The organism is Halomonas sp. AOP12-B1-6, from assembly GCF_052379225.1.
Taxonomy (GTDB): Bacteria; Pseudomonadota; Gammaproteobacteria; order Pseudomonadales; family Halomonadaceae; genus Vreelandella; species Vreelandella casei.
Genome location: NZ_JBQSYK010000002.1, coordinates 270,984 through 288,293, shown reverse-complemented (window position 1 = coordinate 288,293; position 17,310 = coordinate 270,984). Strand labels below are relative to the sequence as shown.

Here is a 17,310-nt window from a genome sequence, read left to right as displayed (position 1 = left end):
TACGTAATGTTGATAAAATTGTTGGTAAGTGTGCTGCCGCTGCGTGTATAAGGAAAACGAATATTACTGATATGCCATTAGGAAAATGAATTGCTTGATTACAAATTATTGGCGGCGTTAGCGGCAGTCGTCGAGCAGGGTGGTTTTGAGCGGGGATCACAAGCGCTGGGGCTGTCGCAGTCGGCTATCTCTCAGCGTATCAAGCTGCTTGAAGCACGCATTGGCCAGCCTGTGCTGATTCGAGCGACGCCGCCCTCGCCGACCGATGTTGGCCGTCGATTGCTCAATCATGTGCAGCAGGTGCGCTTGCTTGAACGCGACCTTCAAGACCAAGTGCCAATGCTCGATGACGCCATGCCGGAGCGTCTACGTTTAGCGATCAACGCTGACAGTTTGGCGACGTGGTGGGCGGCGGCGGTTGGCGATTTTTGCGCCCATCAAAACGTACTGCTGGAGTTGATAGTCGAAGATCAGGAAGTGGGATTAAAGCGCATGCGCGCTGGCGAAGTAGCGGGCTGCGTATGCGCCGCCGAGCGCCCGGTGGCGGGAGCGAATAGCGAAGTGCTGGGCGTTATGCCCTATCTTGCCGTGGCAAGCCCAGCCTTCATCGCGCGGTATTTCGCAGGTGGCGTTAGGGCGCAGGTTTTACCCCAGGCGCCCGCTATCGTATTTGGTGCAGATGACTTACTGCAGCATCGCTATTTAGCAACGTTTGGCGTAACGGGCAGCTTTGCCTATCATCTGTGTCCCTCTTCTGAGGGCTTTGTACGTTTGCTTGAAAGCGGGTTTGGCTGGGGAATGGTGCCTGAGCTGCAAGTGCGCAATGAACTGGCGCAAGGCAAGCTAGTGGAGCTGATCCCAGGACGTTCCATCGACGTGCCGCTTTACTGGCACTACTGGCGTAATGGCGGGCGCCTATTAGCCGGTTTGACGCAGCACCTTCGCCGTACAGCGTTAAAAGCGTTGGTGCCGCTTTAGCTATTTTAGCAAAATGTCGAGAAGGGCTTTATGCGGTCAGTTAAAGTGTTAATGATAATTTATAGTTAATTTTAAGCTGAGGGAGTGCTCAATCCGCTGTCGCCTTCATAGGTAAGGTTGGTTTCCCAGCTGTCGCTACTAACGGCAATCGCCGCATGAATGCCCGCGCTATCGCCTGCTTTGAAAGCTTTATAAATCGCTTTGTGATCTTTTAAAGCGGTTTCAGGTAGCGACCGCATTGAGGTTTCCAGCGCGGCTTCTATCAGTTGCAGTAAGGTCTCCCCGACGCGGATGGTCATGGGGTTATGGGTGCTGTGCAGAATGGCGCGATGGAAGGCGATATCGTGCTGAGACGTTTGTGCCCCTACCCGGATCGCTTCTTCCATGGCGTCGATACTCTGCTGAATGCGCTGATGATCCTGTGCCGTTGCTTCGCCCATTGCTTGAAGGGTATACGCAGGTTCAAACATGTTACGAAATTCCAGCACGTCCCTCGTCATACCGCGCGCTAAAATCATCCCAAAGGCCATAGGATCCACCAGCGGCTTGCCTGGCTCGCGGCGAATCATAGTGCCCTGACCACGTTTGACTTCCACAATGCCGATGGCTTGCAGCATTTTTATGGCTTCGCGCACGCTTGATTTGCCAATGCCCAGGCTGTGGGTCAATTCAGTTTCTGAAGGTAAATAGTCACCCGGCTTTAGGTCGCCGCGTATCAAGGCACTTTTGATGCGCTCGAGTAGTTGCAGCGCGACTGAGCTGCGCTCCATCGAATCTCCAAAAGAAGTCGTGTTCGTGGGGGTAGTCTCGGGCTGGCGTTTAAAACTCATGTGGGCCTCACGTGGCTCATCGGTATTTATTACATGCTAATAAAGCGTAAGCCTAGCGGCTTAATACGCTTGATTGCATATATTTAAAAGAAATATGCATATTTTTTATTGTTTTATGTACGCTGCTTGCATAAAGCTCGTTAGTAGGTCTAGCATGATATCAGACATCTGATGTCTGGTGTCCGAGTCGATTAGACATTAAATGCGAGAACCTGCATGACCAAAAAACACATCGTGGTGTTGACGACGGGCGGCACCATAGCCAGTAAGCCTGGCGAATCAGGGCGTAGCCAGTCAGGCGCATTAAACGGTGAGCAATTGCTGGATCGGGTAGTGCTACCGCAGGGGGTCGAAGCCACGGTAGAAGTTATTTCGATCCTGCAAAAACCCAGTAACGCCATCACCCTCGCTGATCTCGCTGAGTTGTATCTTCAAGGGCGAAAAGCGCTGGCACGCCCGGATGTGGACGGGCTGGTGATCACTCATGGTACCGATACCTTAGAAGAAACCGCTTACTTTCTGTCACTCACGCTGCCGGCTGATAAACCTTGTGTCATTACTGGTTCGCAGCGAGCACCTCACCAGCTAGGCACCGACGCGTTTAAAAATATCTGCGATGCCATTGTGGCGGCGACAAGCCCACAGCTGCGTCAGCATGGCTGTGTGGTGGTTTTTAACGAGTCGTTATTCACTGCACGCTATGCCCGAAAAATGAGCAGCTTCCAACTGCACGGTTTTAATGCGCCCGGCGCCGGGCCGTTGGGATATATCGATGGGCAGCGCGTAAAGCTTTATCACGCAGCAGCGGCGGTGGCGAACCCGATCGAAGGATGGGACTTTCCGCTACCAAGAGTTGATCTACTGCCAGCCTATTTGGATGCCTCACCAGACGTATTGAAAGTCTGTGTCGAGAGTGGAGCAAAGGCGATAGTAATTGATGGTTTAGGGCGTGGCCATGTGCCGCCTAGCTGGATGAACGCAATAAGGGAACTGGTTAGCGCGGGTGTGCCCGTAGCGGTTGTGAGCAGTTGTGCTCAAGGGCCGGTGAACACCAGCTATGAATTTAGCGGTAGCCTCGACGACTTATTGTCGGCCGGAGTGATAGCGCTCAACGATATCAGTGCACGTAAGGCAAGACTCGCGCTTGCCTTACTGCTGAGTAGTACCCCGCGCGCAGCGTTGGGTAATGCGATGGAACGCATGATGGCATGAGTGGACTCTTAATCTTGCTCAAATGCAGTAACAAAACACTAAAAAAATAACCCACCATAATTAAATAAGGTGCTGGACATGAAACTAATACTAAAGAAAGTCACCCTATCCGCTGCTATCGCAATGGCCTCTTTTAGTGCCGCTCAACTTCAGGCGGCCGATTACACCTTTAGTTTTGCTCATGTATTAATTGAAGGGACACCTAACGGCCAAGCGGCACTGCAATTTAAAGAAGAGGTGGAGGAAAAATCTGACGGGCGTATTCAAATCAACGTATTACCTGCCGCTCAAGTGGGCGGCGATGTGGAAATTATCGAGCAGATTCAAATGGGGCTCGTGGATATTGGTATTCCACCAACGGCTACGCTAGGCAACTTTGAACCGCGCATGCAAATTTTGGATTTACCGTTCTTAATTGCAGATTACGACACCATGGTGACAACTCTTGATGGTGAGGTAGGCCGAGAAATTCTCGATACTTTGAGTGGCCATAATATGATTGGCATCAACTTCTGGGGAGCAGGTTTTCGTCATATTACTAACAATGATCGCCCTATTGAAGCGCCCGAAGATATGGCAAATATTCGCATGCGCACCATGCAAGCGCCCATCATCATCTCCACGTATCAAAACCTGGGTGCGAATGCGACCGCAATGGCTTTTACCGAGGTTTATAACGGCTTACAGCAAGGGGTAGTGTCGGGCCAGGAAAACCCACTGGCTAATATCTACACCATGCGATTCCACGAAGTTCAGGATTACCTTTCGCTGACCAGTCATGCTTATCACGCCTATGCTGCGGTGATGAACCAGGATTCCTGGGACTCACTGCCGGAAGATCTGCAGGCGGTCATGCTGGAAGCCTTTGATAATGGTCGAGACACGTCCCGTGAGCTAACGCTGCGGGATGAAGAAACCATTATGGAAGAAATCAAAGACGAAATCGCGATTAATGAACTCACCCCAGAGCAGCGCGAAGCCTTTATTAAAGCCAGTATGCCGGTGCACGAAGAGTATGAAGATATCGTCACGACTGAGTTGCTGCACAAAGTATATGACGCTGTTGGTATTGAGTACTGATTCTAGGGTCTCCTAAAACCTAGCTCCTTTCCTTTTACCCAATTAAGGGTGCGGATGTCTCATGTTCGAAGCGCTCAATAAATGTCTTGATCGCTTGGAAAGTGTGGCGATGGTCGTTTTCATGTCGATTGCGACCATCCTCACCACCATCCAAGTCGTCTATCGCTACGGCTTTAGCGGTTCGCTGTTTTGGGCTGAAGAAGTCGTTATTTACTCCATTATCTGTATGAGTTTCGTAGGAGCCAGTATGGGCGTGCGTCATGGCACGCATATTTCGGTGGATGTGATTAATGCAATTGCTTCGCCCGCCGTTAATAGATGGCTGCATATGATCGCGGCGATCATTGGCATCATATTCGCAGGCTTTATGACCTATTACGGCTTCGTCCTCTATTTCAGTACGCTAGACCGTGGACAGCTAACAGCGGCACTTCGCCTGCCGATGGCATGGTTTTATCTGCCTATTGGCGTATCCGGTGTTTTGCTGACTCTTCGCTATCTATGGGTCATTAATGAAGTTTGGAAAAAGCCTCCGGTAGGTCTCTCCGAAGAGCTTGTGGCCGGCTCGGATAAGCTCATTTAATCCCAGGAGAGCGACTATGATTACTGCATTATTACCCATCTTTTTTGCCGTGCTACTGCTTGGGTTACCGATCTTTGCTTCTTTAGCATTAGCGGTGTTTTTAGCGATCGAGTTTTTTGGCACCACCAACCCGGTCATTGTGCCGATGCGCATGTTTACCGGTATGAATAACTTCTCGCTCATGGCGATTCCGTTTTTTATTCTGGCGGCAGAGCTAATGCGCATTGGTGGACTTTCAGATCGGTTGATCAATTTAGCCAAAGCGTTAGTCGGATGGGTGCCCGGCGGTTTAGCAGCGGCTACCGTGCTTTCATGCTTATTCTTCGGTGCCATTTCCGGCTCAAGCCCCGCAACGGTGGTGGCGATTGGCTCGATTATGTTTCCGGCGCTGGTAGCGGCTGGCTACGATAAACGCTTTGCGATTGGTTTGATTGCCACCGCCGGTACGTTAGGGCCGATTGTGCCGCCGAGTATTGCGCTGATTATCTATGGCTCTGTAACCGGAACTTCGGTTGGTCGTCTGTTCGCGGCAGGTTTACTACCGGCCATTGTCATTGCCTCTATTCTGATTGCCTACTGCATTGTGTTTAGCAGCATCAAAGGCTATGAGCGCTCCTCATTTCCGACACTGCGTCAAATTTTGGCGGCTTTTAAAGACGCCGCTTGGGGGCTGGGTCTGCCGGTGATCTTGCTGGGTGGTATCTACAGCGGAGTCTTTACCCCCACGGAGTCGGCAGCCGTTGCCTGCATATATGGGCTGTTTGTTGGCATGGTGGTGTATCGCACGATCAATGTCATGGAGCTGATGGGTACGCTGAGAAGTTCAGGGCTGATTTCCGCCACGCTGCTGCTGATTACTGCGGGTGCCTCCGCTTTTTCTTGGCTGCTCGCCATTACCGGCACCCCGAGCCAACTGGCGGGGCAAGTGTTGTCTTGGACAGATGATCCGTTTCAGGTCATGGCGCTCTTTAACGTCGTGATGATTATTGCTGGTTTTTTCCTCGATAGCGCTTCAGCGATCATCGTGCTCTCACCGCTACTGCAGCCTATCGCCGCGCAAGTTGGCGTCGATCCGGTTCATTTCGGCATTATCACGTTAATCAATTTCTCGGTGGGCATGATTACACCACCGGTAGGGCTGAACCTGTTTGTCGCCATGGCAATCTCCAAAATGTCACTTCAGGAAGTATTTAAGGCCTGCTTGCCGCTCATTGGTTTGATGCTAATCGCGCTGATCATTATCACTTATATACCCTGGTTAAGTACCTGGCTGCCATCGCTAATTTATTAATTAATAGCGTGAATACGTTAATCAATAAGGACAACGCACAATGAGTAAAACAATTGAACAAGCGGTGGCGGAGCAGGGCCTTACGCTTCCCGCGATTCCAAAACCGCGTGGCATGTTTTTGCCTTGGTCTCAGTTGGGCAGCCAGCTATTTTTAGCCGGACAAATTTGTGAGCGCGGAGGTGATGTTCTCTATTCGGGAAAGGTGGGCGCTGAGTTTGACCTTGAAACCGGTAAGCTAGCAGCCCAAGCATGTGCTTTAAATCTGTTGGCATCACTTAGCGATGCACTTGAGGGTGACTTCTCTAGAGTGGTGCGCTGCGTACGTATGAATGGCTTCGTTAATGTGGCACCGGGCTTTCACGATGTGCCGCTGGTTATTAACGGTGCCTCGGAGCTATTTGTCGCACTGTTTGGCGAGGCTGGGCGACACGCTAGAACAGCCATTGGGGTAGCTACTCTCCCTGGCAATGCTGCAGTGGAAGTCGAAGCGATTTTTGAAGTACGTTAGACACTGGATGGAGGTACGTGACGTATGCAGGATTCACCGATATTTCTACCTTTGCGTGAGCAGCATGCTCGCTTGCGAGCGGGTACGTTAACCGCCACTACACTTGCCGAGGCTTCGATAGCCGCTTATCAACAGCGCGGCAAAAATGATCATGCTTACCTCACTTGGAACGGTGAACAAGCGCTAGCGATGGCCAAAGCCTCTGATACTGTACTCGCCCAAGGTGGTGATGCTGGTGCGCTGATGGGCATAGCGGTCTCGATCAAAGATATTTACGCAGTGCCTGGATTGCCCACTTATGCGGGGTCTTCTCAGCGACTGCCGAAACGGTGGGAGTCTGCCGGGCCTGTAGTGAGTGCTTTACTGAAACAGTTACCTTCCATGATGGGTAAAACCCACTCCGTTGAGTTTGCCTTTGGTGGGCTGGGCACGAATGCTCACTGGGGAACGCCGCGTAATCCCTGGGATATTGGTCAGCATCGAGTGCCTGGCGGTTCGAGCTCCGGAGCGGGTGTTTCGCTGGTGAGTGGCACTGCTAGCCTGGCGCTGGGCACTGACACTGCTGGGTCAGTGCGCATTCCTGCGTCGATGACCGGCGTCGTCGGGTTGAAAACCACCGCCGGGCGCTGGTCGACCCAACAAATTGTGCCACTCTCGACCACGCTGGATACCCCAGGCCTGCTGGCGCTGCGGGTGGATGACCTAGCCTTTGCGTTTGATGCACTGGATGGTCAGTTGGGTGATGGCGCGCGAGGTGGCAACGATGACCGAATACCGGCTATCCCAGTGCTTGCGGATCTCACCTTTGGCGTGCCGGAAACGTTTTTCTGGGATGACTGTAGCCCAGGCATTGCGGAAACAGTTCGCGCGGCTATAAAACAGCTGGAAGGCGCCGGAGCACGGATAGTAACGTTGGAATTGCCGGGCATCGAAGAAGCGTATGCACTCTTCAAACTGGGCGGTGTAGCCGCCGCTGAGCTGGCAGCATTTCTAAAAACCGCACTACCCGAGATGATTGCTTCTCTTGACCCTAATGTGGCTGCCCGTATCGCAGCGGCTGATGATATGCCTGCCTGGGAGTACGTGCGTCGTCGTACGGTGCTGGATTCGCTCTATCAATCCGCCGCCGCTCGCATGGCGGATGTGGATGCCGTGCTTACCCCGACAGTGGCCATTACCCCGCCCACTATTGAGAGTCTGCAGCCGGAAGGCGCTTATTCTAAAGCCAATATGCATGCCCTTCGCAATACGGTGATCGCTAACTTTCTGGGTCTATGTGCGCTAACGCTGCCGGTGGGAAAAGATGCTGCAAGCATGCCCGTTGGCCTGCAAGTGCTAGGCGGCCCATGGCAAGATGCCAAGCTGCTGGCGATTGGCCAGGCAATTGAAAATGAGCTGGGCACGGGGTTGGATATTCTTGGTAATCCTCCAATGCTGTAACTGAGTGCAATGCTAAGTACTGCCACCCGCCTGGAGGGTAAAACCAACATCATGCTGGCGGTGTTCAACGGCTTTGCCGCTGAGCCGCTGTATTAAGGTGCTGGCGGCTAGGCGGCCTATCTCTTCTCTGGGTGAGAGAATAGTGGTGAGCTGTGGCGTTACGTGCTGACCAAGCGGCAAACCATTGAATCCGGCAATGGCGATATCTTCTGGCACCCTTAGGCCTTGGCGCTGGGCGGCAAGCAACGCGCCAGCGGCCAAATCATCGTTAGCGAAGTGGATGGCTTGGGTCTGCGGGTAATGTGCCAGCACCTGGGCTAGGCCTTCCGCGCCAGCCTGTAGGCTGCCCAGCGTGTTTAGTTCTACCAGAGGTACTGCGAGCCCTTTAGCTTTCAACACTAATTTATGCCCTTCAAAGCGCATGCCTGCGCGATAATCCTGAGACAGACGAGCACCGACATAAACAATATGGCGATAGCCTTTTTCAATAAGATGGCTAGCCATGCAGCGCCCTGCAGCCACATGGTCGAGCCCAACGTTAAGGTCCATCGCTTGACCCAGTTCCATCACCTCCATAATGGGATGGTCCCAGTTGGCGAGCAGCGTATGACATGCTTGGCTGTGGCGTAGGCCTGCGGTCACTAGTGCCGAGCATGACCAGCCCAAAAAAGTGCGCACCAGTTGATACTCACGATCCAAGTCATAGTCGGTATTGCCGAGCAGGATCTGGTAGCCCTGCGCCTCTAATGTTTCTTGAAGCCCCTGAATAACCTCAACAAACACCGTATTAACCAACGAAGGCACAATGACAGCAATTAGCCGTGAGCGGGAGGAGGCTAAGCTGCCTGCAATTAGATTTGGGACATAACCTAAACGCTCTACCGCGGCATGAACGCTGTGCCGAGCCCGTTCACTCACTTTATCGGGATGATTCAGCGCTCGTGAGGCGGTAATCGGTGATACGCCTGCCGCCTCTGCCACTTGGCTAAGCGTGACCTGATCGGAGCGGCGGCGCTGTTTAGATCCGCTGGTAGGCTCTTTAGACATTGGTCGCGTATCCCTCATGTTCAGCTTGTCGATACGCAAAGAATAATCTAGAAAGAATGGTAGCGCTATCATTCGCAGCACTGCTATAGCCAGTACAGCGACAGCCAATACAACCGCAGAGAGGTATCGCCAGGTGAGTGAACGTAGTCAACAAGCCCTCCGCGTTGGAGTCATAGGCCTAGGCGTTATGGGGATGGGAACCGCTACTGCCTTGCTTCAGCGCGGCCTTAATGTGACAGGCTGTGATATTTCGGCAGCAGCGCGCGAAGCCTTCACGGCAGCAGGGGGCAGTAGCGTTGCAACGCCTGCAGACCTTGCTGACTGCCATATTGTACTGGTGGTTGTCGTCAACGGAGGGCAGGTTGAGCAAGTGTTATTCGGTGAGCAGGGCGTCGTCGTCCATTTGGCACCGGATAGCCTTGTTATGCAGTGTGCAACGGTGGCACCAAGCCAGGCGAAGCAGCTTGGCGAGCGCTTAGCGGCGGAAGGTCTAATGATGCTCGATGCACCCATTAGCGGCGGGGCGGCTAAAGCGAAAAGCGGTGACTTGTCAGTGATGGCGTCCGGTTCGCCCGAGGCGTTCACCTACGCTGAGCCTGTACTCGATGCCATGGCAGCCAAAGTCTATCGCCTTGGCGATGCGCCGGGCGTTGGTTCTAGTATGAAGCTTGTGAATCAACTGCTGGCCGGGGTGCATATTGCCACCGCTGCTGAAGCGATGGCGCTAGGTATTCGTATGGGACTCGACCCAGAGGTGATTTTTGACGTCATTAGCCATTCGGCAGGCAACTCTTGGATGTTTGAAAATCGTGTGCCGCATATTCTGAGTGGCGACTATACGCCGCTGTCAGCGGTGGATATTTTCGTTAAAGATCTCAATATTGTGCATCAAACCGGGCGGGAGCTGGCGCTAACAACGCCGATCGCGGCTAGCGCGCTGCAGCTGTTTACCGCTGCCAGCGGCGCGGGTTTCGGACGTGAAGACGATTCGGCGGTGATAAAAGTTTATCAGCGTTTATCGGGCATCACGTTACCTGAAGCGGCTAACGATGCCTGCGGAGGCTGAGAGCAATGCAGCCCATAAAAACAGCACCGCTATTCAAAAGAGCCCCGCTATGATTCGACTAGCCGCCAACCTCAGCATGCTATTTAACGAGCATAACTTTTTAGACCGCTTTTCAGCCGCCGCAGAGGCCGGTTTTAAGGGCGTGGAGTACCTGTTTCCGTATGCGTTCGCCGCTGAAGAATTACGCCATGCGTTGGCAGAAACGCAGTTGGAGCAAGTGCTGTTCAATCTGCCGCCAGGTGATTGGGACGCGGGTGAAAGAGGCCTGGCGAGCCTGCCGGGGCGCGAAGGTGAGTTTCGTGATTCAGTGATTGAGGCGCTACGTTATGCAGAAGTGCTCAACTGCCCGCGGGTACATGCCATGGCAGGGCTGCTACCGCAGGGCGCCGATGCGGATACCGTAGCTGAGCATCACGCGACCTATATCAGCAATTTGCGCTATGCGACGCGTGAGGCGGCGAAAGTCGGCCGAGACATACTGATTGAGCCCATCAATACTCGCGATATGCCCGGCTTTTTTCTGTCTCGCCAAGCCCAGGCAATGGCGGTCATCGAAGAGGTTGGGGCGCAGAATTTGAAGCTCCAGTTTGACCTCTATCACTGCCAAATTATGGACGGTGATTTGCTACGTCATCTTGAGCGCCAGTTTAGTGCCATCGGCCATATTCAGATTGCAGGTGTGCCAACGCGCCACGAGCCTGACGTAGGGGAAGTGCATTATCCCGCTCTTTTTGAGCGCGTGGGCGCCTTAGGCTATAGCGGCTGGGTTGGCTGCGAGTACCGTCCACAGGCAGAAACCCGTGCAGGCTTAGGCTGGGGTAAACAGTGGGGTCTAACGGATCGTTGAGCTAACTTCGGCTGAAGACACAATAACAATTGCCACATAGGATCGACACAATGCACATAGCGATTACCGGTGCGGCTGGCTTTCTCGGCCAGCGTTTAGTCCAGCAATTACTGGCGCGAGGCGAGCTTCGTCAGCAGCCTATCACCCGGCTAACGCTGATTGACCAAGTTGAGGCGCCGCAGCCATCGCAAAGCGATGTCTCGGTGACATCGCTGGCAGTCGACATTACTAAGCCCGGTGCGCTGGATAGCGTGCTGGATCAACACCCTGACGTTATTTATCACTTGGCCGCGGTGGTGAGCTCCGCTGCCGAGGCAGACTTTGACCTGGGGATGCTGGTCAATTTTGATGCCACGCGAGCGCTGCTAGAAGGTTGCCGTGCTCGTGATCTGAGTAACACCCGCTTGATCATGGCAAGCTCCGTGGCTGCTTATGGCGGTGATTTGCCCGACGTACTTGATGATATGACCGCTTTGCAGCCGCAAACGTCTTACGGTACGCAAAAGGCGATGTGTGAGCTTTTAATTAACGACTACAGCCGTCGTGGGTTTATTGATGGCCTTGTGCTGCGCCTGCCAACGATCGTGATTCGCCCTGGGCGGCCGAATGCAGCGGCCTCAAGCTTTGCCTCAAGTATTCTGCGTGAGCCTTTGAACGGTGAGAAGGCCGTTTGCCCTGTCTCGGTAAACCAGCCGCTGTTCGTGATGTCGCCGGATAAGGTGATTGATGCGCTGGTACACGGGGCCGATATTGCTCAAGAGGCGCTCGGTAAATTCCGCGCGTTCATCCTGCCTGGCATCACCACCCATGTCGCTGAGATGCTGGATGCTTTGCAAGAGATCGCCGGGCCAGAAGCGGTAGCGCTTGTGCACCATGAGCAGGACCCTCGCATTGAGCCCTTAGTGGCTAGCTGGCCCGCCCGCTTTGAAACGGCTAAGGCTACTCAGCTTGGGTTTGTCGGAGATCGTGATTTTCGGCAGATTGTTGATGCCTATGTGGCCGAGTATCACTGATGTCGCTATTCCTAGCTGCCACGACGCCTAGTTGATGGGCGAGCAATAAGGGGAGCCAAGGCTCCCGTCATCCTAATTAATAAATACAACGAAGGAGCATCACCATGACCACTCGCTTCACTCAACGCACGCTCGTGACAGCCATCGGCACCGCTATCGCTCTGACGGGGCTCACGTTTCAAGCCCAGGCGGCCACTGAAGTCAGCGTGGGCTACGCCATCTCTAGTAATTCTCACTACGGTGCGGGCTCGCGCGCCTTTAAAGAAACTTTAGAGCGCCTCTCTGACGGCGAATTTACCGTGTCGGATCATCCGAGCGGCTCACTCGGCGGAGAGCGCGCCATGATCGAGGGGCTGCAGATTGGTACCGTCGATGTTGTGATCACCTCCACCGGGCCGCTGGGTAACTTTGTTCCGGAGACCTATGTGCTTGATCTGCCGTTCTTGTTCACCAGCTACGAGCAGGCGCGCTGTGTGCTTGATGGCGAGATCGGCCAGGAGCTGTTGGATAAAATGGGCGAGCACGATTTGGTTGGCCTGTCCTGGTCGGAAAACGGTTTCCGTCATATCACCAATAGCCAGCGTGCCATCGCTGCGCCTGAGGACGTTAGCGGCCTGAAGATTCGTACCATGGAGAACCGTATTCACCAGCAGGCGTTTGAAGGATTAGGCGCAAGCCCTACGCCGATGGCCATGCCTGAGCTGTTCACCGCGCTGCAACAGGGTACGGTCGATGGTCAAGAAAACCCAATTGCCGTCATTGTTGCCTCGAACCTTTACGAAGTGCAGGACCAGCTGTCTTTGACGGGGCATGTTTACTCGCCCGCTATTTTGCTGGGCTCTCCCGTGCTGCTCGATGGGCTGAGTGATGAAGAGCGAGAGTGGTTCGATGAGGCCGCCCAAGCAGCCACCGCCGCTACTCGTGCTGAGGTGTCGCGGCTAGAGGAGGAGGGCGTCGCGTTTCTACAAGAACACGGCATGACCGTGACGGACAACATCGATCCAGCGCCTTTCCAAGAGGCTGTGGAGGATGTTTACGCCCGCTTTATTGAACAGTACGGTGATGAAATGTTAGAGCGCATTCGTAACAGCAGCTGCTGAGCCCATCCCGTGGCGCCCGCTGGGCGCCACTTTCCCACAACCTGACGGGGTGAGGTGACTCATGGTGTCTTGGCTTTTGCGTGTCGAACATGTCTTGACTCGTCTGGCACTAACGATCGCTATTGTGATGTTGATAATATCGGTGTCGCTGAGCTTCTATCAGGTGCTCACTCGGTTTATCTTTAATGCTCCTTCCACGTGGTCGGAAACGCTATCACGGGCATCGATGATCTGGTGTGTCTTTATGGCGGCGGCGGCTACGTTCCGTGGCGGCTTTATGATGGCGGTCGAGGTGATCTACAAGCTAGTACCCAAGCGCACCCTGCTGGCGCTTGAGTGGCTAATTGGACTTTGCTGTCTGCTGGTTCTGGCTGTTTTGGTGTATTACGGCATTCAAATGACCCAGAGAGTCAGTCGCCAGACGCTGTCGGCGCTTGAGGTCTCAATGGCGTGGGCATACGCGGCGATTCCCGTGGGCAGCGCGTTTGCGATGCTAGCCGTGATGGCAAGGTTGCTTGCGCAAAGCTGTGGTCTTGAAGCGCTGGGGCCGATGCACGACGAAGCTAGTGAGCAAGATGCGATCCAGCAAAACTTAGGGTCGACCCAGAGAGAGCCTCGCTCATGAACTTAGCTATCGGCCTTTCTCTGCTAATTTTATTCGCCACCGGCGTGCCGATCGCGATTTCGATCCTGCTGGCATCGATCATCGGTATTGAGTTTTTCTCACGGCTGCCGCTGGTCATGGTTCCTCAGCAGCTGTTTGTGGGGCTTGATAACTTCCCGTTAATGGCGATTCCCTTCTTCATTCTCGCCGGAAACCTGATGGCGGCTGGCGGCATCTCTAGCCGCCTTGTCGACCTGGCAAAATCTATCGTCGGCGGCGTGCAAGGCGGTTTGGCGATGACGTGCGTACTGACCTGCATGATGTTTGCTGCCGTGTCAGGTTCAAGTGTGGCGACGACCTTTGCAATCGGTGCGATCCTGATTCCGGCGATGGTCAAACATGGCTATCCGAAGCCGCTCGCGGCCTCCATTCAGGCATCCTCTGCGGAGCTTGGGGTGCTGATTCCTCCTTCTATTCCGCTCATTTTGTTCGGGGTGAGTACCGATACCTCCATTGGCCAATTGTTCATTGCCGGCATTGGTCCAGGGATTCTTATCGGCAGTGCGCTGCTGCTCTTCCTGTATGTTTTCTGCAAGCTGCGTGGTTTTGGTCTTGAGGATAGTAAAGGCCGTACTAGTTTTGTGACGGCTTTCCAGCGGGCGTGGGCAGCAATGCTGATGCCCATCGTGGTGATTGGCGGTATCTATGGCGGCATTTTCACCCCAACGGAAGCCTCGGCCGTGGCGGTGTTCTATGCCTTAGTCGTCGGGGCTTGCTATCGCGAGCTTAAGCTTGCAGACCTAATGCCGGTGCTGCGCCAAAGCGTTATCTCAACGGCCGCTGTAATGCTGATTATTGCCGCGGCGGCGCTGTTCAGCTTTCTTATCAGCCGCTCTGGGCTGCCGGTTCACGTTGCCGCCTGGGTAACATCCGTATTCGATAGTCCCTGGGCGTTTTTGTTGGCGGTCAATGCGCTGCTGCTCGTTGTCGGCATGTTCATTGAAACCGGCGCTGCCATTTTGGTGCTGGCGCCGATTCTTACCCCGATTGCCATGCAGTTCGGCATCCATCCCGTTCACTTTGGCCTTGTGATGGTGGTGAACCTGGCGCTGGGTATGATTACTCCACCGCTGGGTGTGAATCTCTTTGCCGCCTGTGCTGTCGCCAAAATATCGATTGATCAAATGCTGCCCTGGCTGGTGCATTTTGTATTGGTGGTGCTGGTTTGCCTCATGATGATTACCTATATGCCATGGATTTCGATGGGGTTAGTCAATCTTTTCTACGGTTAGATACACGGCTTTTAAATCCTTACATATAGCCACAATAAAGGAGTGACCTATGTCCCATGCGTTGGCCTTGCCACCTCAGCAGGCATTAATTGGCGGGCAGTGGATAGATACCGCTGCGACGATTCAGGTCGAAGCACCCGCCACCGGTGAGCCGTTGGCGCGTATTGCTCGCAGCCAAGCTGCAGAGGTTAATGCCGCAGTGCAGGCAGCCCAAAACGCTTTTGCTGGCCAACTAGGCGAGTGGTCTCGCTGGTCTGCGCGCCTTCGCAGTGAATGGTTGCTGAGCTTTGCAGGGGTGATTGAAGCCCATCACCAGCAGCTGGCGCAGCTTGAGTGTGCCGATACGGGTAAACCCATGACTCAGGCGAAGGGTGATATTGCCGCCTGCGCGCGCTACTTCCGCTTCTACGGCGGTGCGGCGGACAAGCTACACGGTGAAACTATTCCCTTTGAAAATGACTTTGCCGTCATGACGCTGCGTGAACCTTACGGCGTCTGTGCACAGATTATTCCCTGGAATTACCCCGCACAAATTTTTGGACGCTGCGTGGCGGCAGCGTTGGCAGCCGGCAATACCATCGTCCTTAAGCCCGCAGAGGACGCCTGCTTGAGCGTGCTGTGCCTTGCGGAACTGGCGACCAATCATGGCTTGCCTGCCGGTGCGCTTAACGTTGTACCAGGGCTGGGCTCTGAGGCTGGCGCCGCGCTGGCATCACATGCTGATATTCATCATCTGTCATTTACCGGCTCGCCAGAAACCGGTACGCAGGTTGCGCAGGCAGCCGCACAGCACCATGTGCCGGTGACCCTTGAACTCGGCGGGAAATCACCTCAGCTAGTGTTTGCTGATGCCGATCTTGAGGCAGCGTTGCCAGCGGTGGTGCGCGGCATTATCCAAAATGCGGGTCAGACCTGCTCGGCCGGCAGCCGGTTGTTAGTACAGCGCGATATTGCCGATAGCGTCCTTGCTACGCTGTCTGAACTCTTTGCGGCACTGCGTTGCGATGTGGGTGAAGCCGATGCCGACTGCGGGCCGCTGATCAATGCGCGCCAGAAATCCAAGCTGGAAGAGCGTTTGGCAGCGGCTGAAGCCGACGGTATTCGGGTGGCTGCAAAAGGCCAGTTGGCTGCCGGCGCCCCAGCTGACGGACACTTTGTACTTCCGCAGCTGCTAACCAATATTCCCGACGGGCACGAAGTGCTACGCGAAGAGTTATTTGGCCCTGTGCTGGTCGTCCAGATTTTTGAGGATGAAGCGCAAGCGCTGGCCTTGGCGAATGCGACTGACTTTGGCCTTTGTGCGGGTATCTGGACGCGTGATGGCGGCCGTCAGCTGCGCTTGGCCAAAGGTATTCGCAGTGGCCAGGTATTTATCAATAATTACGGCGCAGCGGGGGGCGTAGAGCTACCTTTCGGCGGTATTGGCCGCTCGGGACATGGTCGTGAGAAAGGCTTTGAGGGGCTGCGTAGTTACACGCGTATTAAAACCATTGCGATTAAACATTAGCAGACGCTTTCTCTTTAAGGAGACACCCATGACAACAAAACGCCAGGTAGGCATCGTCGGCGTGGGCCTGATGGGCCATGGCATTGCCAGCAGCCTGCAGCGAGCAGGCCATTTTGTCAGTTTTCTAGAGCACCCGGGCAATCAGCCCGTCGACGATTTGTTAGCCGCCGGCGCTCATGCGCAGCCTACAGGACGCGAACTAGCACAGAACGTTGATGTGGTGATTTTGTGCGTGACGGGGTCGCCCCAGGTGGAGGCCGTGCTCTTTGAGCCCAGCGGTGTGCTGGAAGGTCTGAAGCCCGGCAGCATTGTGATGGACTGTTCTACGGCGCTGCCCAGCTCAACTGAAACAGTCGCTGCTCGAGTCGCTGAGGCAGGTGGCCGCTTTATGGATGCGGCCATGACGCGCACGCCTAAAGAAGCGGCTGAAGGGCGGCTCAATCTCATCGTGGGCGCACCGAAGGCGCTGTTTGATGAAACTTTGCCGCTGCTGGAGGGCTTTGCGGAAAACATTGCCCATGCGGGCGACGTTGGCGCGGGGCATACCCTGAAGCTGCTGCATAATTTTGTATCGTTAGGCTTTTCGGCGGTATTGGCGGAGGCCACCGCTGCCTCCCGTAAAGCGGGGATCAGCGATAGCGCATTGCTTGAAGTGCTAGGGGCCGGCGGTGGCGGTGGGGTCGTGTTAGAACGGCTGCGTCCTTATATTGCCGAGAACGATCCGTCGGGCTTTAGGTTCTCCGTCGCCAATGCCAGTAAAGACCTGGGCTATTACCATACGATGACCGATGATCTTGGCGTTGAAGGAGGCGTTGCCGCCGCTGTTCACAGCCTATACACCTCCGTTGAGGATCAGAGCCTTTCCATTCCCGAGCTCATTGGCGTTTTGGCGAAACGTTAACGGTAAGTCGT

17 protein-coding genes are annotated in these 17,310 nt (G+C 54.4%); 15 read left to right on the top strand and 2 right to left on the bottom strand.

Annotation, left to right across the window (positions count from 1 at the left end; all coding sequences use genetic code 11):
- The first annotated feature begins 90 nt into the window (after positions 1-90).
- Entirely contained in the window at positions 91-978 is an 888-nt protein-coding gene (locus ACT3TR_RS06640) for a LysR family transcriptional regulator ArgP (protein WP_444624919.1), read from the top strand.
- Between the two features lie 71 nt (positions 979-1,049).
- Here the strand turns inward: ACT3TR_RS06640 and ACT3TR_RS06635 are convergent, their stop codons facing one another.
- Positions 1,050-1,748, bottom strand: coding sequence for a FadR/GntR family transcriptional regulator (locus tag ACT3TR_RS06635; protein ID WP_444647230.1), 699 nt, complete (start codon positions 1,746-1,748; stop codon positions 1,050-1,052).
- A 276-nt stretch (positions 1,749-2,024) separates the two neighbouring features.
- Here ACT3TR_RS06635 and ACT3TR_RS06630 point away from each other — a divergent pair, with 276 nt between their 5' ends.
- The 6 genes from ACT3TR_RS06630 to ACT3TR_RS06605 all read left to right on the top strand — a co-directional run bounded on the left by ACT3TR_RS06630 (position 2,025) and on the right by ACT3TR_RS06605 (position 7,922).
- Positions 2,025-3,020 carry an asparaginase gene (locus ACT3TR_RS06630; protein ID WP_441686688.1) on the top strand — a complete coding sequence of 332 codons (996 nt, stop codon included), beginning with the start codon at positions 2,025-2,027 and terminating at the stop codon, positions 3,018-3,020.
- Between the two features lie 78 nt (positions 3,021-3,098).
- Positions 3,099-4,100 carry a TRAP transporter substrate-binding protein gene (locus ACT3TR_RS06625; protein WP_444624920.1) on the top strand — a complete coding sequence of 334 codons (1,002 nt, stop codon included), beginning with the start codon at positions 3,099-3,101 and terminating at the stop codon, positions 4,098-4,100.
- A 61-nt stretch (positions 4,101-4,161) separates the two neighbouring features.
- Positions 4,162-4,683: a TRAP transporter small permease gene (locus ACT3TR_RS06620; RefSeq protein ID WP_096277530.1), complete on the top strand. Its 522-nt coding sequence runs from the start codon at positions 4,162-4,164 to the stop codon at positions 4,681-4,683.
- A 16-nt stretch (positions 4,684-4,699) separates the two neighbouring features.
- A complete protein-coding gene (locus ACT3TR_RS06615) occupies positions 4,700-5,974 on the top strand; it encodes a TRAP transporter large permease (protein WP_096277532.1) in 1,275 nt (424 codons plus the stop codon).
- A 40-nt stretch (positions 5,975-6,014) separates the two neighbouring features.
- Positions 6,015-6,482, top strand: coding sequence for a RidA family protein (locus ACT3TR_RS06610; RefSeq protein ID WP_444624921.1), 468 nt, complete (start codon positions 6,015-6,017; stop codon positions 6,480-6,482).
- Positions 6,483-6,506: 24 nt separating this feature from the next.
- The gene (locus ACT3TR_RS06605; RefSeq protein ID WP_444624922.1) at positions 6,507-7,922 is read left to right on the top strand and encodes an amidase; all 1,416 of its coding nucleotides are present in this window, start codon (positions 6,507-6,509) and stop codon (positions 7,920-7,922) included.
- A gap of 12 nt (positions 7,923-7,934) precedes the next feature.
- Here the strand turns inward: ACT3TR_RS06605 and ACT3TR_RS06600 are convergent, their stop codons facing one another.
- On the bottom strand, positions 7,935-8,969 hold the full coding sequence (locus tag ACT3TR_RS06600; RefSeq protein WP_444624923.1) for a LacI family DNA-binding transcriptional regulator: 1,035 nt from the start codon (positions 8,967-8,969) through the stop codon (positions 7,935-7,937).
- Between the two features lie 133 nt (positions 8,970-9,102).
- Here ACT3TR_RS06600 and ltnD point away from each other — a divergent pair, with 133 nt between their 5' ends.
- The 8 genes from ltnD to ACT3TR_RS06560 all read left to right on the top strand — a co-directional run bounded on the left by ltnD (position 9,103) and on the right by ACT3TR_RS06560 (position 17,299).
- Positions 9,103-10,035, top strand: a complete 933-nt coding sequence (gene ltnD / locus ACT3TR_RS06595) for an L-threonate dehydrogenase (protein ID WP_444624924.1) — start codon at positions 9,103-9,105, stop codon at positions 10,033-10,035.
- Positions 10,036-10,084: 49 nt separating this feature from the next.
- Positions 10,085-10,882, top strand: coding sequence for a 2-oxo-tetronate isomerase (otnI, locus tag ACT3TR_RS06590; RefSeq protein ID WP_444624925.1), 798 nt, complete (start codon positions 10,085-10,087; stop codon positions 10,880-10,882).
- 50 nt (positions 10,883-10,932) lie between these two features.
- Positions 10,933-11,895: a D-erythronate dehydrogenase gene (gene denD, locus ACT3TR_RS06585; RefSeq protein WP_444624926.1), complete on the top strand. Its 963-nt coding sequence runs from the start codon at positions 10,933-10,935 to the stop codon at positions 11,893-11,895.
- A gap of 104 nt (positions 11,896-11,999) precedes the next feature.
- Positions 12,000-12,995, top strand: coding sequence for a TRAP transporter substrate-binding protein (locus ACT3TR_RS06580; protein WP_444624927.1), 996 nt, complete (start codon positions 12,000-12,002; stop codon positions 12,993-12,995).
- A 61-nt stretch (positions 12,996-13,056) separates the two neighbouring features.
- Positions 13,057-13,620 (top strand): TRAP transporter small permease, encoded by a 564-nt coding sequence (locus ACT3TR_RS06575; protein ID WP_441686900.1) that lies wholly within the window; start codon positions 13,057-13,059, stop codon positions 13,618-13,620.
- Complete coding sequence (locus tag ACT3TR_RS06570; protein ID WP_444624928.1) at positions 13,617-14,891, top strand: TRAP transporter large permease; 1,275 nt, start codon at positions 13,617-13,619, stop codon at positions 14,889-14,891. The genes ACT3TR_RS06575 and ACT3TR_RS06570 overlap by 4 nt, the downstream gene beginning before the upstream one ends.
- Positions 14,892-14,940: 49 nt before the next feature.
- Positions 14,941-16,398, top strand: a complete 1,458-nt coding sequence (locus tag ACT3TR_RS06565) for an aldehyde dehydrogenase family protein (protein ID WP_444624929.1) — start codon at positions 14,941-14,943, stop codon at positions 16,396-16,398.
- Positions 16,399-16,426: 28 nt separating this feature from the next.
- Positions 16,427-17,299, top strand: a complete 873-nt coding sequence (locus tag ACT3TR_RS06560) for an NAD(P)-dependent oxidoreductase (RefSeq protein ID WP_444624930.1) — start codon at positions 16,427-16,429, stop codon at positions 17,297-17,299.
- Positions 17,300-17,310 lie beyond the last annotated feature (11 nt).

Excerpts from the sequence above, each read along its gene's own strand:
- ACT3TR_RS06610 (WP_444624921.1), top strand. The coding sequence starts at position 6,015 with ATGAGTAAAACAATTGAACAAGCGGTGGCGGAGCAGGGCCTTACGCTT.
- otnI (WP_444624925.1), top strand. The coding sequence starts at position 10,085 with ATGATTCGACTAGCCGCCAACCTCAGCATGCTATTTAACGAGCATAAC.
- ACT3TR_RS06575 (WP_441686900.1), top strand. The coding sequence starts at position 13,057 with ATGGTGTCTTGGCTTTTGCGTGTCGAACATGTCTTGACTCGTCTGGCA.
- denD (WP_444624926.1), top strand. The coding sequence starts at position 10,933 with ATGCACATAGCGATTACCGGTGCGGCTGGCTTTCTCGGCCAGCGTTTA.
- ACT3TR_RS06565 (WP_444624929.1), top strand. The coding sequence starts at position 14,941 with ATGTCCCATGCGTTGGCCTTGCCACCTCAGCAGGCATTAATTGGCGGG.
- ACT3TR_RS06600 (WP_444624923.1), bottom strand. The coding sequence starts at position 8,969 with ATGTCTAAAGAGCCTACCAGCGGATCTAAACAGCGCCGCCGCTCCGAT.
- ACT3TR_RS06625 (WP_444624920.1), top strand. The coding sequence starts at position 3,099 with ATGAAACTAATACTAAAGAAAGTCACCCTATCCGCTGCTATCGCAATG.
- ACT3TR_RS06605 (WP_444624922.1), top strand. The coding sequence starts at position 6,507 with ATGCAGGATTCACCGATATTTCTACCTTTGCGTGAGCAGCATGCTCGC.
- ACT3TR_RS06615 (WP_096277532.1), top strand. The coding sequence starts at position 4,700 with ATGATTACTGCATTATTACCCATCTTTTTTGCCGTGCTACTGCTTGGG.
- ACT3TR_RS06580 (WP_444624927.1), top strand. The coding sequence starts at position 12,000 with ATGACCACTCGCTTCACTCAACGCACGCTCGTGACAGCCATCGGCACC.
- ACT3TR_RS06560 (WP_444624930.1), top strand. The coding sequence starts at position 16,427 with ATGACAACAAAACGCCAGGTAGGCATCGTCGGCGTGGGCCTGATGGGC.
- ACT3TR_RS06570 (WP_444624928.1), top strand. The coding sequence starts at position 13,617 with ATGAACTTAGCTATCGGCCTTTCTCTGCTAATTTTATTCGCCACCGGC.
- ACT3TR_RS06630 (WP_441686688.1), top strand. The coding sequence starts at position 2,025 with ATGACCAAAAAACACATCGTGGTGTTGACGACGGGCGGCACCATAGCC.
- ACT3TR_RS06635 (WP_444647230.1), bottom strand. The coding sequence starts at position 1,748 with ATGGAGCGCAGCTCAGTCGCGCTGCAACTACTCGAGCGCATCAAAAGT.
- ACT3TR_RS06620 (WP_096277530.1), top strand. The coding sequence starts at position 4,162 with ATGTTCGAAGCGCTCAATAAATGTCTTGATCGCTTGGAAAGTGTGGCG.